At 64.6% G+C, this 18296-nt stretch carries 16 protein-coding genes; 4 read left to right on the top strand and 12 right to left on the bottom strand.

The annotated features are described in order from the left end of the window. Position 1: 1 nt before the first annotated feature. From rbfA to rimP, 6 genes are all read right to left on the bottom strand, one after another. Positions 2 to 466 carry a 30S ribosome-binding factor RbfA gene (gene rbfA, locus ASG84_RS14180; protein WP_057477786.1) on the bottom strand — a complete coding sequence of 155 codons (465 nt, stop codon included), beginning with the start codon at positions 464 to 466 and terminating at the stop codon, positions 2 to 4. Positions 467 to 570: 104 nt separating this feature from the next. Continuing rightward, positions 571 to 861, bottom strand: a complete 291-nt coding sequence (locus ASG84_RS14175; protein ID WP_032377081.1) for a DUF503 domain-containing protein — start codon at positions 859 to 861, stop codon at positions 571 to 573. 154 nt (positions 862 to 1015) lie between these two features. Then, on the bottom strand, positions 1016 to 3895 hold the full coding sequence (infB, locus tag ASG84_RS14170; RefSeq protein WP_057477653.1) for a translation initiation factor IF-2: 2880 nt from the start codon (positions 3893 to 3895) through the stop codon (positions 1016 to 1018). 97 nt (positions 3896 to 3992) lie between these two features. Then, positions 3993 to 4325 (bottom strand): YlxR family protein, encoded by a 333-nt coding sequence (locus ASG84_RS14165; protein ID WP_200936580.1) that lies wholly within the window; start codon positions 4323 to 4325, stop codon positions 3993 to 3995. 96 nt (positions 4326 to 4421) lie between these two features. Further along, on the bottom strand, positions 4422 to 5429 hold the full coding sequence (gene nusA / locus ASG84_RS14160; protein WP_057477652.1) for a transcription termination factor NusA: 1008 nt from the start codon (positions 5427 to 5429) through the stop codon (positions 4422 to 4424). Further along, on the bottom strand, positions 5426 to 6001 hold the full coding sequence (rimP, locus tag ASG84_RS14155; protein WP_057477784.1) for a ribosome maturation factor RimP: 576 nt from the start codon (positions 5999 to 6001) through the stop codon (positions 5426 to 5428). Before rimP ends, nusA begins: the two co-directional genes overlap by 4 nt. Positions 6002 to 6129: 128 nt before the next feature. On the opposite strand from rimP, the gene ASG84_RS14150 reads away from it, so the two are divergent. Together ASG84_RS14150 and ASG84_RS14145 are read left to right on the top strand one after the other, a co-directional pair. Beyond that, on the top strand, positions 6130 to 6672 hold the full coding sequence (locus ASG84_RS14150) for a hypothetical protein (RefSeq protein WP_235581655.1): 543 nt from the start codon (positions 6130 to 6132) through the stop codon (positions 6670 to 6672). Then, complete coding sequence (locus ASG84_RS14145) at positions 6669 to 7109, top strand: ferritin-like domain-containing protein (RefSeq protein ID WP_057477651.1); 441 nt, start codon at positions 6669 to 6671, stop codon at positions 7107 to 7109. Before ASG84_RS14150 ends, ASG84_RS14145 begins: the two co-directional genes overlap by 4 nt. Positions 7110 to 7119: 10 nt before the next feature. On the opposite strand, the gene ASG84_RS14140 is transcribed toward ASG84_RS14145, so the two are convergent. Both ASG84_RS14140 and ASG84_RS14135 read right to left on the bottom strand, forming a co-directional pair. Continuing rightward, positions 7120 to 8844, bottom strand: a complete 1725-nt coding sequence (locus tag ASG84_RS14140) for an acyl-CoA dehydrogenase family protein (protein ID WP_057477650.1) — start codon at positions 8842 to 8844, stop codon at positions 7120 to 7122. Between the two features lie 76 nt (positions 8845 to 8920). Then, a complete protein-coding gene (locus tag ASG84_RS14135) occupies positions 8921 to 10672 on the bottom strand; it encodes a proline--tRNA ligase (RefSeq protein ID WP_057477649.1) in 1752 nt (583 codons plus the stop codon). Between the two features lie 70 nt (positions 10673 to 10742). Between ASG84_RS14135 and yaaA the strand changes: the two genes are divergently transcribed. Next, positions 10743 to 11486 (top strand): peroxide stress protein YaaA, encoded by a 744-nt coding sequence (gene yaaA / locus ASG84_RS14130; protein WP_057477648.1) that lies wholly within the window; start codon positions 10743 to 10745, stop codon positions 11484 to 11486. Further along, a complete protein-coding gene (locus ASG84_RS14125; RefSeq protein ID WP_057477647.1) occupies positions 11483 to 12694 on the top strand; it encodes a DUF2786 domain-containing protein in 1212 nt (403 codons plus the stop codon). Before yaaA ends, ASG84_RS14125 begins: the two co-directional genes overlap by 4 nt. Before the next feature lie 42 nt (positions 12695 to 12736). Here ASG84_RS14125 and ASG84_RS14120 read toward each other — a convergent pair whose 3' ends face one another. From ASG84_RS14120 to ASG84_RS14105, 4 genes are all read right to left on the bottom strand, one after another. Continuing rightward, positions 12737 to 13663, bottom strand: a complete 927-nt coding sequence (locus ASG84_RS14120; RefSeq protein WP_057477646.1) for a type IV toxin-antitoxin system AbiEi family antitoxin domain-containing protein — start codon at positions 13661 to 13663, stop codon at positions 12737 to 12739. A 178-nt stretch (positions 13664 to 13841) separates the two neighbouring features. Next, positions 13842 to 15329, bottom strand: coding sequence for an MFS transporter (locus ASG84_RS14115; protein WP_057477645.1), 1488 nt, complete (start codon positions 15327 to 15329; stop codon positions 13842 to 13844). 7 nt (positions 15330 to 15336) lie between these two features. Further along, positions 15337 to 16617 (bottom strand): uroporphyrinogen-III C-methyltransferase, encoded by a 1281-nt coding sequence (gene cobA, locus ASG84_RS14110; RefSeq protein ID WP_057477644.1) that lies wholly within the window; start codon positions 16615 to 16617, stop codon positions 15337 to 15339. After that, positions 16584 to 18266 (bottom strand): ATP-binding cassette domain-containing protein, encoded by a 1683-nt coding sequence (locus ASG84_RS14105; RefSeq protein WP_057477643.1) that lies wholly within the window; start codon positions 18264 to 18266, stop codon positions 16584 to 16586. Before ASG84_RS14105 ends, cobA begins: the two co-directional genes overlap by 34 nt. Positions 18267 to 18296: the final 30 nt, after the last annotated feature.

Below are 18296 nucleotides of genomic sequence, written 5' to 3'. Positions count from 1 at the left end.
GTCAGTCGGCTTCGGCGGGCTCGACGTCTGCCACTTCGCGTGGAGCCTTGTACGGATCCGGGTCTCCGGCCGGTGTGGCGTTCGCACGCGCACGAGCTAGTTCCTCGTCGGCCACGCGGGCTCGTTCGAGAAGGTCTTCCATGTGCCGAGCGGTGTCGGGCACCGTATCGGTCACGAACGTCAATGTCGGTGTGTATCGGACACCCGTTCCGGCTCCGACCTTCGAGCGCAACACACCCTTGGCCTTCTCCAGGCCCGCCGCGGCAGCCTGCAGATCGGGTGGAGTATCGAGGTCTTCACCCATCACGGTGTAGTACACCGTGGCGTCGTGCAGGTCTGCGGTGACTTTGGTGTCGGTGATGGTCACGAACGCCAGCCGCGGATCTTTGATCTCGTGATCGATCGCCGTTGCAACGATGGCAGCGATTCGCTTGGACAACTTACGAGCCCTGGCCTGGTCCACCACGACAATCACACTCCTCTTTCATGGCCGGACGTCGACCGAAGTGCGACATCCCGGCGGCTGCGATGTTCACGCCTGCCGAGCAGTGCTCGACAGGACTTTCCGAATCAATCCTCGGGTCCGAATATTCTCCGACGTACTGCCAACAATTCCAGATCGTGGCGTTCGGCGACGTGCCGCTCGCATTCGTCCAGCTTGTCGTGCAGCAGGTCCACATCGGTACCTGCCGCGGCGACCCCCAGCAACGACCGTCGAATACGTTCTCGTTCACCGGTTTCCGCCGCCGAGACGCCCAACCTCTGCAGATCACCCAGAACCGGTTCCATCATCGACCGCTTCTCGGCCAGCGAACGTACGTCCCCCAACAACACGTCCAACTCCAGAGCACCCAGATACACGCTGACGTCCTTCGATCGGCTTCGACGACAAAGCCGGTGGCGGTACAGATGTCGTACCACCACCGGCTCGAAAGTCGGAGCGCAGTGTCACTCCCCTGGCTTCACCACCGAGCCGACGCGACCGGATGCGGAGCCCGGAGGCTCCGCATCTGTTCTAGTCGCGCGGCTTTTCACGGAGTTCGTACGCCTCGATGACATCGCCCACCTTGATGTCGGAGTACGTCACCGTCAAACCACACTCGTATCCTTCACGGACCTCCGTCGCGTCGTCCTTCTCGCGCCGTAGCGAGGAGATCGTGACGGTTTCCGCAACAACGGCACTGTCTCGGATGAGTCGTGCCTTCGCGTTGCGACGGATCGTACCGGAGGTGACGAGGCAACCGGCGATGTTTCCGACCTTGGAGGAACGGAACAGCGCACGGATCTCGGCCTGCCCGAGGGCAACCTCCTCGTATACCGGCTTGAGCATGCCCTTGAGGGCCTTCTCGATCTCGTCGATCGCCTGGTAGATCACCGAGTAGTACCGGATGTCGACGCCTTCGCGGTTGGCCAGCTCGGTGGCTTTGCCTTCCGCTCGAACGTTGAAGCCGATGATGATCGCGTTGGATGCCGACGCCAGGTTGACGTTGGTCTCCGTGACGCCACCGACACCGCGGTCGATGACCCGCAGTTCGACCTCGTCGTCGATCTGAATTCCGAGCAGCGCCTCTTCGAGGGCCTCGACGGTTCCCGAGTTGTCACCCTTGAGGATCAAGTTGAGCTGCGAAGTCTCCTTCAGAGCTGCATCGAGATCGTCGAGGCTGATGCGCTTACGACTCTTGGCTGCGAGCGCGTTGCGCTTGCGTGCATTGCGACGATCGGCGATCTGACGAGCGATCCGGTCCTCGTCGACAACCAGGAGGTTGTCACCTGCACCGGGCACCGACGTGAAGCCGATGACCTGAACGGGCCGCGACGGCAACGCTTCGGTGACATCCTCGCCGTGCTCGTCGACCATGCGGCGGACACGTCCGTACGCGTCGCCGGCAACGATCGAGTCACCGACACGGAGCGTTCCGCGGGCGATGAGCACGGTTGCGACCGGACCACGACCACGGTCGAGGTGCGCCTCGATGGCGACACCCTGAGCCTCCATGTCCGGGTTTGCACGCAGATCGAGCGATGCGTCGGCCGTCAGCAGTACCGCTTCGAGAAGGGCATCGATGTTGGTGCCCTGCTTGGCGGAGATGTCGACGAACATCGTCTCGCCGCCGTATTCCTCGGCGACCAGACCGTATTCGGTCAGCTGCTGCCGGATCTTGTCCGGGTTCGCGCCTTCCTTGTCGATCTTGTTCACCGCGACCACGATCGGCACATCGGCCGCCTGGGCGTGGTTGATGGCTTCCACCGTCTGCGGCATGACGCCGTCATCGGCCGCAACCACGAGGATCGCGAGGTCGGTGGCCTTGGCACCACGAGCACGCATGGCCGTGAAGGCCTCGTGACCGGGGGTGTCGATGAACGTCACGAGACGCTCGTTGCCCTCGAGCTCGGTCAGCACCTGGTAAGCACCGATGTGCTGCGTGATGCCGCCGGCCTCACCTTCGCGCACCGTGGTGTTACGAATCGAGTCCAACAGGCGGGTCTTGCCGTGGTCCACGTGGCCCATGACGGTGACCACCGGGGGACGCTGTTCGAGATCTTCCTCGCCGCCGGCATCCTCGCCGTAGGTGAGGTCGAACGAGTCGAGCAGTTCACGATCTTCGTCCTCGGGGCTGACGACCTGAACGACGTAGTTCATCTCGCCGCCGAGCAGCTCCAACGTTTCGTCGTTGACCGACTGCGTCGCGGTGACCATCTCGCCGAGGTTGAACAAGGCCTGCACGAGTGCGGCCGGGTTCGCGTCGATCTTGTCCGCAAAGTCCGACAACGATGCGCCGCGAGCGAGACGAATGGTCTCACCGTTGCCGCGGGGCAGCCTGACGCCGCCGACTGCGGGAGCCTGCATGCTCTCGTACTCGGCGCGTTTCGCCCGCTTCGACTTACGGCCGCGACGGACTGCTCCGCCGGGACGACCGAATGCACCTGCTGCTGCGCCGCGCTGACCGGGACGGCCACCGCCACCGGGACGACCACGGAAGCCGCCTGCGGGAGCGCCGCCTGCGGGAGCACCACCGGGAGCGCCCGGAGCGCCACCGCCGCGGTAACCACCACCGCCGCCGCCACCCGGACGTCCGCCCGGTGCGCCGCCGGGGCGACCGGGGCGTCCTGCTGCGGGTCCCGGACGAGCCGAACGGGTCGGCATCGCACCCGGATTGGGCCGAGGAGGCATCGAGCCCGGGCTCGGACGAGGTCCGGCCTGGCCCGGAGCGGGACGAGGCCCACCCTGACCGGGAGCTGGACGACTGCCGGCCGACGGTGTGGCGGGACGAGGCCCACCCTGTCCGGGAGCGGGACGTCCGCCGCCGGGGCGCGGGGCACCGGGAGCCGGCCGCGGAGCCGGTCGTTCCACGGGGGCCGAGGAGTACGGGTTGTTGCCGACGCGCGGAGCCTTGGGGCCGGGCTTGGGACCGGGACCTGCGGGCTTGGGTGCTGCCGGAGCCTGTGTTGCATCGGCGGTGTCGGCCGACGCTGCTGGTGCTGCCGGTGCTTGCTCGGCCGGAGCAGCGGGCTGCGGGGCGGGCGCGGCAGGTGCAGGAGTAGCGGGAGCAGCCGGGGCTGCTTCGACGGGAGCCTGTACGACCGGGGCTGCGGGTGCTTCCGGCTCTGCCTGGCGGGGTGCAGGCTTGGGGCCCGGACGGGGTCCACCGGGCTTTGCTGCGCCCGGCTTCGCGGTGCTGCCGGCAGCACGATCGGCTGCTGCGCGACCGTTGGGTGCGGGCGCATCTGCAGTCTGGGACGGGAAGGATTCACGAAGTCGACGAGCCACGGGGGCCTCGACTGTGGATGATGCGGACTTGACGAACTCGCCCTGCTCTTTGAGCCGTGCGAGTAGTTCCTTACTGGTGACACCGAGTTCTTTTGCCAACTCGTGCACGCGGGCCTTGCCTGCCACTGCTCTCCTCACTGAGAGGCCGAGCGAGGCTTGGTGCCCGCACGACCTCGGGTTATCTCCGATGGACGTTCATCGTTGGTGCTTCACGGTGTGCTCATCAGTGCTGTTGCCTGTTCTTGTCGACGGGTGTTGCTCTTGTCGTGTCCTCGACCAGCAGCTGGTCGCGCTCGTCGAGCACGGCTGACACTGCGGACGATTCCACATTTCCCGATATCCGAAACGCGCGACCGAAAACTCGGCGCCGCTCCGCATTGTGCAGGCATTCTCGGCTGTAGTGCAACCACGCACCACGGCCGGGCATCGAATGCCGGACGTCGGGGACGAGAGCGAATTCGTGCGAACCAGCTTCTCGAACCACGATCCTCAACAGATCGGCGGCCGGAACTCGCTCCCTGCACCCGACGCACGTACGAATCGGCCGGGCTTTCACAACCGGATACTCGCGTTCGTACTTCTGGCAAGAGAGTTCGTTACCGAACCAACGACCACTCTACCGCTGTATTGCCTCGAACTCCGCATTCCGGCCCTATGCGCTGGTCGTCTCGGGTGCCGCCGCATCGCTGCGGATATCGATACGCCAACCGGTCAGTCGGGCGGCCAGTCGAGCATTCTGTCCTTCTTTACCGATTGCGAGAGAAAGCTGGTACTCCGGAACCACCACACGCGCGGCACGAGCAGCGGCATCCACGACCGTCACAGACACAACCTTGGACGGCGAGAGTGCATTCCCCACGAAGGTGGCCGGGTCCTCGTCGAAATCGATGATGTCGATCTTCTCGCCCGCCAGTTCACTCATCACATTCCGTACCCGCTGCCCCATCGGTCCGATACACGCACCTTTGGCATTGAGGCCGGACACCGTGGAGGCGACAGCGATTTTCGACCGATGACCCGACTCGCGTGCGACCGCCACGATGTCGACCGAACCGTCGGCGATCTCGGGGACCTCGAGGGCGAACAGTTTGCGCACCAGATTCGGATGTGTGCGTGAGAGCGTGATCTGCGGACCCCGGTTGCCCCGGGCGACTCCGACGACATAGCACTTGATGCGTTCGCCGTGCTCGTAAGTTTCGCCCGGAACCTGCTCGGCGGGAGGCAAAAGTCCGTCGGCCCCGTTGGTGTCGCTGCCGATGCGCACGATGACGGTGCCCTTTGCATTGGCGCGCGTGTCGCGCTGGATGACACCGTTGACGATCTCACCCTCGTGAGTGGAGTACTCACCGAAGGACCGCTCGTGTTCGGCGTCGCGCAGGCGCTGGAGAATGACCTGGCGTGCAGTGGTGGCTGCGATACGCCCGAACCCCTCCGGGGTGTCGTCCCATTCCGAGATGACGTTGCCGTCGGCGTCGATCTCCTTGGCCATCACTCGAACGGAGCCGGTCTTGCGATCGACATCGATCCACGCGTTGGACTGGTGCCCCTCGGTGTGTCGGTATGCGGTCAGCAATGCGGTCTGGATCGTCGAGATGACCATCTCGATCGGAATTCCCTTGTCCGCCTCGATCGCTCGCAGTGCGGCAATGTCGATATTCACTTGTCAGACCCTTCTTCCGGTGCTTCCACATCCACGATTTCATCGGTGTTCGCAGGCGACGGCCTGCTACCGACCACGCCACCCGCCAGGTCCATCTCCTCGGCGGTGGGCTTCGAAAATTCCACCTGCACAACAGCTTTCACCACATCCTCGAGAAGGATCGACCGAGTCGACAGGATGCCCTTCTCCTTGATCACCACGGTGACCGAATCTCCGTCGAGTACCCCGACCCGAGCGTCGAGCTTGCCCTCGGCCAACTCGATGCGCACCTTGCGTCCACGTGCCCGACGCCAATGCCGCGCCTCGGTCAGCGGCCGGTCGATTCCGGGAGTGGTGACTTCGAGCGTGTACGGCGCTTCACCGAAATCCGGCACGGCGTCGAAGGCGTCGGAGATCTCGCGACTCAGGTCCGGGAGCGCGTCCAGGTCGATGCCCTCTTCTCGATCGACCATGATGCGCACCGCGCTGTGCTTGCCTGCTGCGACGACGTTCACGTCTTCGAGGTCGTAGCCCCGTTCTCGAACGAGGTCGCCGAGTAGTTCGACAACCCTCTCCTTGGACGGAACAGGCATGTCGCGAACTCCTCGTGTGTAGTTGTGGGCGATCCGGCGAGCGGCAGCCGGACTGCGTTCGCCGAACCAACAGACTACCGCCCCGCAGACACTGCTCGTGACCACCTACGCCTCGACGACACGCGGGCATGGCACGTGCAGGTGCTGCGGTCTGGCACGATGTCGGGGTGCCCACGCCGATCGCCCCCTTTGCGCTCAGTCGCCGCGGGTTGTTCCGACTCGCCGGTGCCGCAGCGCTGTCTGCGGCCACCGTCTCCACCGTTGCGGCCTGCGCCGACGACGAGATCTCCGGCCCAGCTCTCGATTCCCTGACCGCACAACTGCGTGCTGCCCGCAGCGACGCAGCGGATGCCACCGCGGCATCGACGGTGATTGCCGACTACGCAGCTGCGCTCGGCATCGTGGCGGCTCAGCGAACTGAGCACGCGGCTGCGCTCGACACCGAGATCGCCCGCGCCACCGGTGCATCGACAAACACTTCCCCGTTGGCAACCACGACTACCGTCGCACCCGTCGCTCCGCCACCGGATATCGCGGCGGTGCGGGAGATGTTGACCGCGTCGGCTCGCAGTGCAGCAGACGCGGCTCGAAACGAAAGCGATTATCGGGCCGGTCTTCTCGGTTCGATCAGCGCGTCGTGCACGGTGTCCGCTCTGGTGGTACTGGCATGAGTGATCTCGGTCCGGAACAGCAAGGGCTGGTCGACGCGCTCGAAGCCGAGTACGCGGCGGTATTCGCTTACGGCGTCGTCGCGGCGTTCTCCAACCCCACGCGCGCCGATCTGGTTGCATCGAACACAGCTGCCCATCGTGCCCGCAGAGACGCAACCATCGATGCGCTCCAGGCTGCCAGTGTCACCGTGCCCCTTCCCGATCCGGCATACGCATCACCGTTTCCGGTGACCGACGCAGTCTCGGCCACTCGGTTGGCAGCGCAGGCCGAGATCGACACGTGCGTGGCGTGGCGTTCGCTGATCGAACGCAGCCAGTCCGGTGGCACCCGCGAGATGGGTGTGCAGGCGTTGACCGATGCTGCGGTTCGGCTCGCGATGTGGCAACAGATCCTGGGAGTCACACCCTCGTCGACGGCCTTTCCCGGTCAGCCGTGACCGCTCTCGCCTAGGGGCGCATCTCGTACCGACCGTCGTACGCGACGACCTCGTTCCAGACGATCTCGAAACGGCTCGCATCGACCACCGGCTTGCGAACGGCATCGAGCGCCCATTGTTGTTGAGCCTCGGTCGACGACGGCTTCCCGTACAGCGCGACGGCGTAACCGGAGAAGTCCCTGATCTGGAAATCGAAGATCTGGTCCATCATCTCGTTCGAGATCTCGTCGGCCTGCTCGAGCAGAAGGTGACCGTAGACGACGAGTGAGAACAGATGCCCCACCACGAGCAGGAAGTCGAGGTCCTTCTGCTGCGCTTCGTCGGGCGCGCACTCGGCGAGAAACGACCTGAACGCCTGCGCCTGCTCGTAGAACCGTCCGACGTTGGGGATACCGGAGTGCTTCTGGTAGACCGGATTCCAGTCGTGGAACCGAACCTTGCTCGCGCCTCTGGCCGGACCCTGTGCGAAGAAGAAACTGTCGTCGACCGGCTCGGTTCGGGTGCCGACGTCGGGGTAGTCGGTGGGCGAAAACATGTAGGCCGGCATGAACTTGAGCATCAGGGCAACGTTGACGTGCACGGTGCCCTCGAGCTTGGGCAGTGTTCCGATCAGCTGGGCAGCCTCGCGGAAGTACGTGTTCCTCTCGTACCCCTTGGCCGCGATGACGTCGTGCAACAGCCGGACGACGGTTTCGCCCTCCGAGGTGACCTTGGCCTTGGTCATCGGATTGAACAGCAGGTAGCGCCGGTCCTCGGGTCCGGCTGCGCGGAAGTAGTCGACTGCCCGGGCGCTGAACAGTTTCATCGCGATCAGGCGTGAGTAACCGTCGACGAATGCGCTGCGCACGTGCGGGAAATCGGTGACGCGATTGCCGTACAGAATTCTGTTGTTCGCGTGGGTGATCGCCTCGTAGAACGCGTGCTCGCAGATCCCGATCGAACCGGTGCAGAGATTGAACTTGCCGACGTTCACCGTGTTCAGCGCCGCCGAGAAGGCGTCGGCACCGGTGTGCAGAATGTCCTGCTCGCGGACCGGATAGTTCTCGAGCGAGAACGTACTGACGTACATCTGGCCGTGTACGACACTCTCACGCAACCGGTAGGCAGGATGCGCGCTGTCGGCTACGAAGAACACGTAGGAATCCGGTCCCTCGATATCGGTGCGCCGACCGAACACCGACACCATCCCCGCGACGTTGCCGTTTCCGATGTAGTACTTCTCCCCCGATGCGGTGAAGGCGAGGTCGGCGTCGTCGGTGCAGGGCGTCAACAACATGTCGGTGGAATACACGTCGGCACCGTGCGCCCGCTCGGACAAGCCGAACGCCATGACTCCGCCGCGGTCGAGTTCCTTTGCCGCACGGCGCTTGGCGTCGTCGTTGGCACTCATCCAGATCGGGCCGAGACCGAGGAGGGTGACCTGCCAGGTGTACCAGTACGCCAGCCCGTAGAACCCGAGAATTTCGCTCAGCGCAGCGTTACGTGCGGCGTCCCACCGTGTGTTCGGCAGTCCGTCGGCATACGCGGCGGGGGTGGAGAACGTTGCGAACAACTTCTGCTCGGCGACGAATTCCAGGAAGTCGGCGGGCCAGACGCTGTCGAGATCATCCGCCAACAGCCTGCCTTTGCCGCGGCTCTCGAACCAGTCGATCAGTGCGCGCAACTGTCGGCGGGAGTCTTCGTCGAGTTCGGTCGGGTCGAAGGTCGTCGGATCGAACAGCGCATACTGAGCCACGGTGTGACCTCTCCTAGTCGTTGCCCCGAAGCTACCAGCGGGTAAACGACCGCGCAGAAAGATCGCGAGAGAAGTCCTACGGGGTGTGCCGTACGGCCTTCACGATCTCCTCGACCGCCGAATCGATGTCCAGTTCGCGACTCTCACCGGAGAAGCGGTCACGGATCTCGACCTTGCCGTCGGCCCAGCCGCGGCCGAGTACGACCACGAGCGGAACGCCGATCAGTTCCGAGTCCTTGAACTTCACTCCCGGCGACGCCTTGCGATCGTCGAACAGAACCTCGATCCCCTGCGTATCCAGTTGCGTGGCAATGGATTCCGCACCTGCCCGGGCGGCGTCGTCCTTGTTCGCGATCACCAGATGGACGTCTGCCGGTGCAACCTCCGACGGCCACCGCAGGCCCTTGTCGTCGTGCATCTGCTCGGCAATCACGGCGACCAGACGCGACACACCGACGCCGTAGGATCCCTGTACCAGGCGGACGGGCTTACCGGCCTCGCCGAGGACATCGACCGAGAACGCGTCGGTGTACTTGTACCCGAGCTGGAAGATGTGGCCGATCTCGATGCCACGGGCACTGACGAGCGGACCACGACCGTCGGGAGACATGTCACCGTCGCGTACCTCGGCCGCTTCGATGGTGCCGTCGGGAACGAAGTCACGACCGGCCACGAGGTTCACCACATGCTTGCCCTTGATATCGGCGCCGGTGATCCACGAGGTCCCATCGACGACCCTCGGGTCCACGAGGTAGCGAACTCCGTTGGCCTGCAACGCCCGCGGTCCGATGTACCCCTTGATCAGGAACGGGTTGGCCGCGAAATCCGCGTCGGTCAGCAAGGCGAACTCGGCGGGTTCGAGCGATGCCTCGAGCCGCTTCTCGTCGACCTCACGGTCGCCGGGCAGCCCGACGGCGAGCAACTCCCACTCCCCCTCGGCATTACGGACCTTGAGCAGAATGTTCTTGAGAGTGTCGGCCCCGGTGACGTTGCGGCCCAGATCGGCACCGTTGGCCCATTCCACGAGAGTGGCGATGGTCGGGGTATCGCCCGTCTCGTGGTCGACGGCAGCCGGCTGCCCCTCGATGGGGAGCGGGTCTGGTGCCGTCGTCGTGACGGCCTCGACGTTGGCCGCATAACCCGACTCGACGCATCGCACATAGGTGTCTTCGCCGATGTCGCTTTCGGCGAGGAATTCCTCGGATGCACTGCCGCCCATGGCGCCGGACGTCGCCGCGACGATGACGTAGGAGACGCCGAGCCTGGCGAAGATGCGCTGGTAGGCCTCACGGTGGGCGGCATAGGACTTCTTCAGTCCGTCCTCGTCCATGTCGAAGGAGTACGAGTCCTTCATAACGAATTCGCGCCCGCGGAGAATTCCTGCACGGGGACGCTCCTCGTCGCGGTATTTGGTCTGGATCTGGTACAGCGTGACCGGAAGATCCTTGTACGAGTTGTACTCGGCCTTCACCGTGAGCGCGAACAGCTCTTCGTGGGTGGGCCCCAGCAGCATGTCGTTGCCCTTGCGGTCCTGCAACCGGAACAATGCGTCGCCGTACTCGGTCCACCGATTGGTGGTCTCGTAGGGCTCGCGCGGCAGCAGGGCGGGCAGTGAGATCTCCTGCGCACCGATGGCGTTCATTTCCTCGCGCACCACGCGCTCGACCTGCCGAAGGACCCGCAAACCGAGGGGCAGCCACGAGTAGACACCCGGTGCGATACGACGAACGTAGCCGGCGCGAACCAACAGCTTGTGGCTGTCGACCTCGGCGTCGGCCGGGTCGTCGCGAAGGGTACGGAGGAACAGCTGCGAAAGACGGGTGATCACGGGTTGTCAGACTAGTCGGTTGCGCAGCACCTGTGAGCAGGTGGCCGTGCAGTGAGTAGCCTTGACTATCGTGCTGATTCTGCTTCCTCCCTCCGAGACGAAGTCCGTTGGTGGTTCCGGAGCACCTCTCGATCTGGACCGACTGGCGTTGCCGTCGTTGTTGCCTCTTCGCCGAAAACTCGCCGATGCGCTGGTAGAGCTCTCCGGGGACGTCGACGCCTCCGTCACCGCACTCGGCCTCGGCCCTACCCAGGTCGACGAGATCGAACGCAACGCCCGATTGTGGACCTCCCCCACCACGCCCGCGCTGCAGCGGTACACCGGCGTGCTCTACGACGCACTCGATGCGCAGTCGTTCACCAGAGCCGGTCGCGCCCGAGCCCATGCGCGGTTGTGGATCGGATCAGCGCTGTTCGGGGCCGTCCGCGCCGCCGATCCGATTCCGTCCTACAGGCTCTCCGGCGGATCGACGATTCCGAACTTCGGCACCCTGCGATCGCACTGGAAGCCGGAACTGTCCGACGCGATCCTCGCCGAAGACGAAGGCATCGTCGTCGACCTTCGCTCCGGCACCTACCAACAGCTCGGTCCCGTTCCGGGCGCGATCACCGCGACGGTCCTCACCGAGAAGCCGAATGGAACGCGTTCGGTAGTGAGCCACTTCAACAAGCATCACAAGGGACTGCTGGCACGTGCATTGACCCTGACCACCGCCGAGCCGAAAGACGTGAAAGCCGTTGCGCGCGTGGCATCGAAAGCGGGTCTTCGAGTCGAAGTGGCGTCGACGACCGAACTGATCGTGCTCACCGAATGAGCGATATCCCCGGTCTGCTCCGCACGGGAGCCGACGCGTCCGTGGGCAAGACCAAGAGCCAACGCGTCGCCGACGACGTCGCCGACCGGCTGGTGTCGATGGACGCGACCGAGGTCGGCACGCGGGCGCTGACGAACATGATCGAGACCCTGTACGAAAACGGTTGGCAACCGCTGGATTTGGTGCACGTTGTGCGGCGCCAACACACGATCGCCGTATCCACCCTCGCGGCGGCGGCCCTGCTGCATCAAGCCGATCTGACCGATGCGGATTCGCGGGCCCCGCAGGACTGGGTGGATCAGATGTCCTCCATCTGCGAACAGTTTCCGAAAATCGCGGCGAGGGTCGAGTCCACCCCCGACTTCCTGACCGCGTACCTGACCTCTTCCGGTAAGACCGATTACATCGCTGCCAGTGATCAGTGGCTCGACGTGCTGACCCTGCTCGGTCAATGGCAGACACTCCCCCGGTGGCCTCAGCTCGGACCGAAGCCGTCCCAGTGGCCGCGCGTTCGTCCCACGCTGCGGGGTGTTTCCGGATCCGACTCGCCGAACACCAAGATGCTGAGCAAGATTCGCGGTCTGTTGGCCAAAGCCGACGCCACGGACTTCGAGGAGGAGGCCGAGACGTTGACGGCCAAGGCGCAGGAGCTGATGACGCGCTACTCGATCGACACCATGCTGCTCTCCCAGGGCCACATCGACATTCACGGCCGGCGGGTACATGTCGACGGCCCCCATGCACCAGCCAAGGCGCAACTGCTGCACGTCGTCGGGAGCGCCAACCGGGTCAAGGCCATCTGGGACTCCGAGTTCGCCGTCGCGACTTTGGTGGGTGCCCCAGTGGATGTGGAACAGACCGAATTGCTGTTCACCTCGCTACTCGTTCAGGCAACCCGAGCCCTCGGCCATTCACCGGAAGCGAAGAAGCGCAAGAAAGCCGGCTCGGCCGCCTTCGGCAAGGCCTTCCTGTATGCGTATGCGATCCGAATCGGAGATCGCCTGACCGACGCCGATGCGCACGCACTCGAGGAAGCGCGCCACGAATCCGGTGATCTACTCCCTATATTGGCGGCGCAGACCGTTGCCGTCGAAGCCGAATTCGACAGGTTGTTCCCGACGGCGAAGCCGATGCGCGGTCCGCGCCTGGACGCGGAAGGCTGGGACTCGGGCCAGGCGGCTGCGGATCGCGCCGATCTCTCGCGCTGACACCTGCCCACCGGATATTCAGCTGCCTACCTGTACAGGTGGTCAGCTGAACATCCTGTCGGCGCACTCACGTCGACGCTCAGCCCTGGCGCACGCACGATCGAATCGCTCGCGCACCATGTCGAACTGCCATAGGTCTTTCCACGTCCACCGGAAGACCTCGAGCCCTCGGTCCCGTAGTCGATCCTCGCGAAACTTTTCCTGCGTCAACGTCCGACCGGTCTCGTACTTGCCCATGCCGTCGAATTCGCCTACCAGCCGCCATCGTCTCCAGTAGAAGTCGACTCGGGCGAGGAACTGGGATCCCACCCGCAGTACCTGCTGCAGCACTGGATCCGGGAAACCGTACTCCTTCATCCGCAGTCTGCTGATGGATTCTCCCGGGCTTTCGCTCAGCCCACTCATTGCCGCGATCGCCCGCCGGGCCGCGCCGATACCGTTCATGCGAGCAGATACCTCCAACGCTGCTCGCAGCCGATCCATCGACACCTTCTTCGATCGCAGCGCCGAATCTCCTATGACTACTGCATGGTCGAGATCGAGCAGCCGCGCACAGTCGACCACGGTGCGCTCCGGAGAGGTCGCTGGTATTCCCAGCCCCGTGGTCACGAACTCGTTCGGTAGAGGTGTCGAGTGGACATGCAATCGAGCTGTCGTGCGGCCTTTCCCGCCGGGGATCGTCAGATGTACGCGCCCGAGATCGGTGTCCCACAGGTCGAGTCCGTGCAGAACAGCGGCGGAGACATGGCTGGCCACTGCGGCGTCGGCGTTGGTCGCCAGGGAGGCGATGGTCGTCAGACGATGAATTCCCTGCGGATCGAGTGTCGAACACAACTGCCGCTGTGCATACATTCCGGGAACGATCCGGACCAATTCGCCTCGGGCGCACAGCCGTTGCAGATCTGTGTTCGTGTAGCCGGCCCTCAACGCTGTGGCGCGGGAAATCAGACCGTTGGCGTCAGGATGCATGCACCGATCGTGCACCGACAACGACTCCGAAAACCGAGCCGAACGGCAATTGTGGACAACTCGGCCCCTGTGGATGAATAGTGGGACGCGAGTACCACACCTTGTCTGCCCGCCGAATATTCAGCTCCCCACCTGTACAGGTGCGCAGTTGAATAACTGGTGAGCAAACGCTGAGGGATCAGCCCTTTTGGGCGTCTTCCTGAGCTGCCTGGGCCTGGGCGACCTGCTGCGGGGTGAATCGGATGAAGAGGGCCGCGAAGCCTGCTATCACGGCGCAGACGGCGCAGCAGAACAGAGCGAACATGTAGCCCGAGCTCAGGGCATCGAGTTGGCTTTCGTTCATCAGAGTCGCCGGCCCCGATATTCCACCCAGCGACAGGGTGCGCGAGGTGACCAGCGCGCCGATGACGGCCAGGGCCAACGGGCCACCGAGTGTTTGGGCAACCAGGGAGATCGCCGTCAACGGCCCTATCTCGGTGGGGCTCACCCCGGCGATGGCGCACAGCGGGAGCGGGACCACCGTCAGCCCGACACCGAATCCGATGCCGATGACGGGAAAGAACAGCCCGGGGAAGTACGACGAATCCGCGTTCATCGTCGTGACCGACACCATGAGCCAGCCGACCATGATGACCGCGCCGCTCAGAATCAACCAACGAGGAGCGATTCGGGTCACCAGTTGCGACGCCAGGAACGCCGCGGCACCGAGTCCGAAGGCGAACGGCACGAACGCCAAGCCGGCATTGAGCGGGCTGTATCCCAGGATGTCCTGGACGAACAGGGCCACGTACGCGGCCAGACAGAACATCACTCCGCCGGCGAAGAAGATGGCCACGAAGGTCGCGACCCGATCCCGGTTGCGGAACAGCGAGAACGGCAGCAGTGGATTGTCGGCACGACGCTCGACCAGAAGGAACAACCCGAGAAAGAGCAACCCGGCGATCAGCGAGACGATGACGATCGGGTTGGTCCAGCCCAGCTCGGTGCCCTCGCTCAGAGCCAGTACGACGCCGGTGCAGCCGAGTGTGGCCAGAATCGCGCCGGGAACGTCGAGGGGCAATCTCGCGCCCACCGTCTCCTGCAGCGACACGACCGCGAGCACCACGATGACCACGCCGATCGGCACATTGATCAGGAAGATCCAGCGCCAGGACACCTCGGTCAACGCGCCGCCGATGATGAGCCCGGCAATGGAACCGACACCCGTCATGGCCGCATAGATCGCAATCGCTTGATTTCGCACCGGTCCGGGGGCAAAGGTGGTGGCCACCAGCGCAAACGCCGTGGGCGACGCCACCGCGGCTCCGACGCCCTGCAGGGCCCTGGCCGCCACGAGCGTGGCTTCGTTGACCGCGAGACCGCACAGCAGCGAGGCGATCGTGAACAGCACGACGCCGGCGAGGAACATCTTCTTTCGGCCGAACGCATCGCCGAGCCTGCCGCCGAGCAGCATCAGTCCACCGAACGCCAAGGCGTACGAGGTCAGCACCCAGTTGCGACCCGCGTCGGACAATCCGAGGTCCGCCTGCAACGGTGCCAAGGCCAGGTTGGCGACGGTACCGTCGAGCACCACCATCAACTGCAGGCCACTCAGGACGATGATCGCCATCCCGAACGCTCGGGTCGTCACCGGATATTTGATCTCGGTGGCGGACGTTTCGGACATCGATGACTCAGGCACGAGCGTTCACGTTACCGGCGTTCACGGAAAAACCGGCAACGGTCCCGATTACCACGATGGCAGGAGGCCTGATGCCTGCTTCGCTCACGGCCTCGGCGACAGTGCTCAGATCCGCTCGAACTTCACGTTGAGTGCGCATGGTGCCCTCCTGTACGACGATGACCGGAGTGTCGGACGCCCGGCCGCCTGCGATGAGTACGTCGGCGAACTTGCCGATCCGCTCTACGGCCATGAGCAACACGATCGTGCCCTTGAGTTTGGCCAGCGCGTCCCAGTCGACCAACGAATCGGGGTGATCGGGTGCCACGTGACCGCTGACGACGACGAACTCGTGAGTGACGGCGCGATGCGTCACCGGAATTCCTGCGGACGAGGGCACCGAGATGGCACTGGTGATGCCGGGTACCACGGTCACCGGGATTCCCTCGGCGGCGAGCGCTTCGAGCTCCTCGTATCCCCGACCGAACACGTAGGGGTCGCCGCCCTTGAGCCGAACGACGAATTTGCCGGCTTTCGCGCCGTCGATCAAGGCCCGATTGATCGCTTCCTGCGCCATAGCGCGGCCGTACGGAATCTTCGAGGCGTCGATGACCTCGACGTGCGGACCCAGTTCGGCGAGCAGCTCGGGTGGAGCAAGGCGATCGGCGACCACGACGTCGGCGTAGGCAAGCAGTCTGCGACCTCGGACAGTGATGAGATCCGGATCACCCGGGCCTCCCCCGACCAGCGCAACGCCGGTCATCGGCGCGTGGGCCGAGTCGGCGACGACCCCGGACTGCAGAGCCTCGATCACAGCATTGCGTACCGCCGCGGAACGGCGATGCTCGCCACCGGCGAGCACACCGAGCGTCAGGCCGTCCCACTCGGCGGAGGCCGGCGTGACCGCCGTTCCGTCCTTGGCGATGTCGGCTCGGACGCAGAAGATCTTGGACGCGGTGGCCTCGGCGACGATCGCGACGTTGGTGTCGGCCTCGTCCGTGCAGGCGATGGCGTACCAGGCGTCGGCGAGGTCACCCTCGCGGTAGTCCCGCAACTCGAGCGTCACCTGGCCTGCGGTCGCCATTGCCTCGACAGCAGGGGTGGCGTCGCGCGTGATGACGTGCACTACGGCACCGGACGAGATGAGCAGCGGCAATCGGCGTTGCGCGACGGTGCCGCCTCCGACCACGACGACGCGTCGACCGTCCAGATTCAGGCCCACCAGATAGGGAGAGTCAGTCGCGTTCACGGGAAGAAACGCTACCGCGCGCGCTGCACTCGCTTTTCGTCCCATACGGGCTCACCGGATTCGTACGCCTGCCCGGTACTGCCGAACACCAGAAACCGGTCGAAACTACGGGCGAACCAGCGGTCGTGAGTGACTGCGATCACAGTGCCCTCGAACGCTGCAATCGCGTCTTCCAGGGCGTCGGCGGACATGAGGTCGAGGTTGTCGGTCGGCTCGTCCAACAGCAACAGCGTTGCACCCGACAGTTCGAGAAGCAGGATCTGCACGCGGGCCTGTTGACCTCCCGAGAGGTTGTCGTAGGACTGCTCGGCAGCACGGGCCAGACCGTACCGGTCCAATGCCCTGCCCGCGGCTTCCCGGCCCATGCCGTCACGGTGTTCGTTGCCCATGTGCAGGATGTCGAGCAGCGTGTTGCCCGCGAGATCCGGGCGAGTGTGGGTCTGCGCGAACAGGCCCGGGCGCACTCGCGCACCGAGAACCGCAGTGCCGGTATGGGGCACCGGGTCCAGTGCCAGTTCCTGGACCGGCTCGTGCTCCTTCTCCGGGTCGGTACCACCGTTGGCGAGCAGCCGCAGAAAATGCGACTTGCCCGAGCCGTTGGAGCCGAGCACCGCAACGCGGTCTCCGTACCAGATCTCGGTGTCGAACGGCTTCATCAGGCCGGTCAGTTCCAACGACGTACACACCAACGCACGCTTGGCCGTCCGTCCTCCGCGTAGCCGAACCGTGACGTGCTGCTTCAGCGGTACCGCCTCCGGCGGGCCGGCCTCCTCGAACTTGGCCAAGCGGGTCTGGGACGCGTGGTAGCGAGCGGCCACTCCGTCGTTGAACTTCGCCTTCTCACGCAGTCGCAGCACCAGCGCCCGAAGTTTGACCAGTTCCTCGTCCCACCGCCGCCGGAGTTCGTCCAGCCGAGCATTCCGGTCCTCACGTGCGGCGTGATAGGTCGCAAATCCGCCGCCGTGCACCCAGGACGTCGCACCGCTGACACCTGGTTCGAGGGTCACGATTCTGTTCGCGGCGTTGGCAATCAGCTCGCGATCGTGGCTGATGAACAGCACCGACTTGTCGGAGTCTCGAATGGTCGCCTCGAGCCAACGCTTGCCCGGCACGTCCAGATAGTTGTCCGGCTCGTCGAGAAGCAACAGGTTGTCGGGTCCGGCGAAAAGCGCTTCGAGCACCAGACGCTTCTGTTCGCCGCCACTGAGCGTCGACGCGGCACGCCACTTGGCCCGGTCGAACGGCATGCCGAGTGCGGCGGTGGTGACCTTGTCCCAGAACGGCTCGAGATCGTAACCGCCGACGTCACCCCAATCCGAGAGTGCCTGGGCGTACCTCATCTGGGTCTTCTCGTCGTCGATCTCGATCATCGTGTTCTCGGCATCGTCCAGTGCCGCAGCCGCCGTGCGGACGGCCGGCGACGCAACAGAGAGAAGCAGGTCACGCACGGTCGAGTCGTCGCGTAATTGACCGACGAACTGCCGCATCACTCCGAGCGAGCCAGAACTCGACACCGAGCCCTCGTCGGGGGTCTCGTCGCCGGCGATGATCCGCGTCAGTGTCGTCTTTCCGGTTCCGTTCGGGCCGATCAACGCCGTCTTGGCACCGTCGCCCACGCGAAATCCGACTCCGTTCAACAGCTGCCGACCGTCGGGCAGGAAGTACACGATGTCGTTGAGTTCGAGGTGGGCCACAACGAACCAGCCAACCTCATCGGCCCCTCG

The sequence above is a fragment of the Rhodococcus sp. Leaf278 genome, from assembly GCF_001426085.1.
In the GTDB taxonomy this organism is placed as follows: domain Bacteria; phylum Actinomycetota; class Actinomycetes; order Mycobacteriales; family Mycobacteriaceae; genus Rhodococcoides.
This window is presented reverse-complemented; position numbering and strand designations above follow the sequence as displayed.

What these genes read in the sequence shown, in the direction of transcription:
- rimP (WP_057477784.1), bottom strand. Translation starts at nt 6,001, where the DNA reads ATGCCTGTTCCGTCCAAGGAGAGGGTTGTCGAACTACTCGGCGACCTC.
- ASG84_RS14150 (WP_235581655.1), top strand. Translation starts at nt 6,130, where the DNA reads ATGGCACGTGCAGGTGCTGCGGTCTGGCACGATGTCGGGGTGCCCACG.
- ASG84_RS14145 (WP_057477651.1), top strand. Translation starts at nt 6,669, where the DNA reads ATGAGTGATCTCGGTCCGGAACAGCAAGGGCTGGTCGACGCGCTCGAA.
- ASG84_RS14125 (WP_057477647.1), top strand. Translation starts at nt 11,483, where the DNA reads ATGAGCGATATCCCCGGTCTGCTCCGCACGGGAGCCGACGCGTCCGTG.
- ASG84_RS14120 (WP_057477646.1), bottom strand. Translation starts at nt 13,663, where the DNA reads ATGCATCCTGACGCCAACGGTCTGATTTCCCGCGCCACAGCGTTGAGG.
- ASG84_RS14115 (WP_057477645.1), bottom strand. Translation starts at nt 15,329, where the DNA reads ATGTCCGAAACGTCCGCCACCGAGATCAAATATCCGGTGACGACCCGA.
- cobA (WP_057477644.1), bottom strand. Translation starts at nt 16,617, where the DNA reads ATGGGACGAAAAGCGAGTGCAGCGCGCGCGGTAGCGTTTCTTCCCGTG.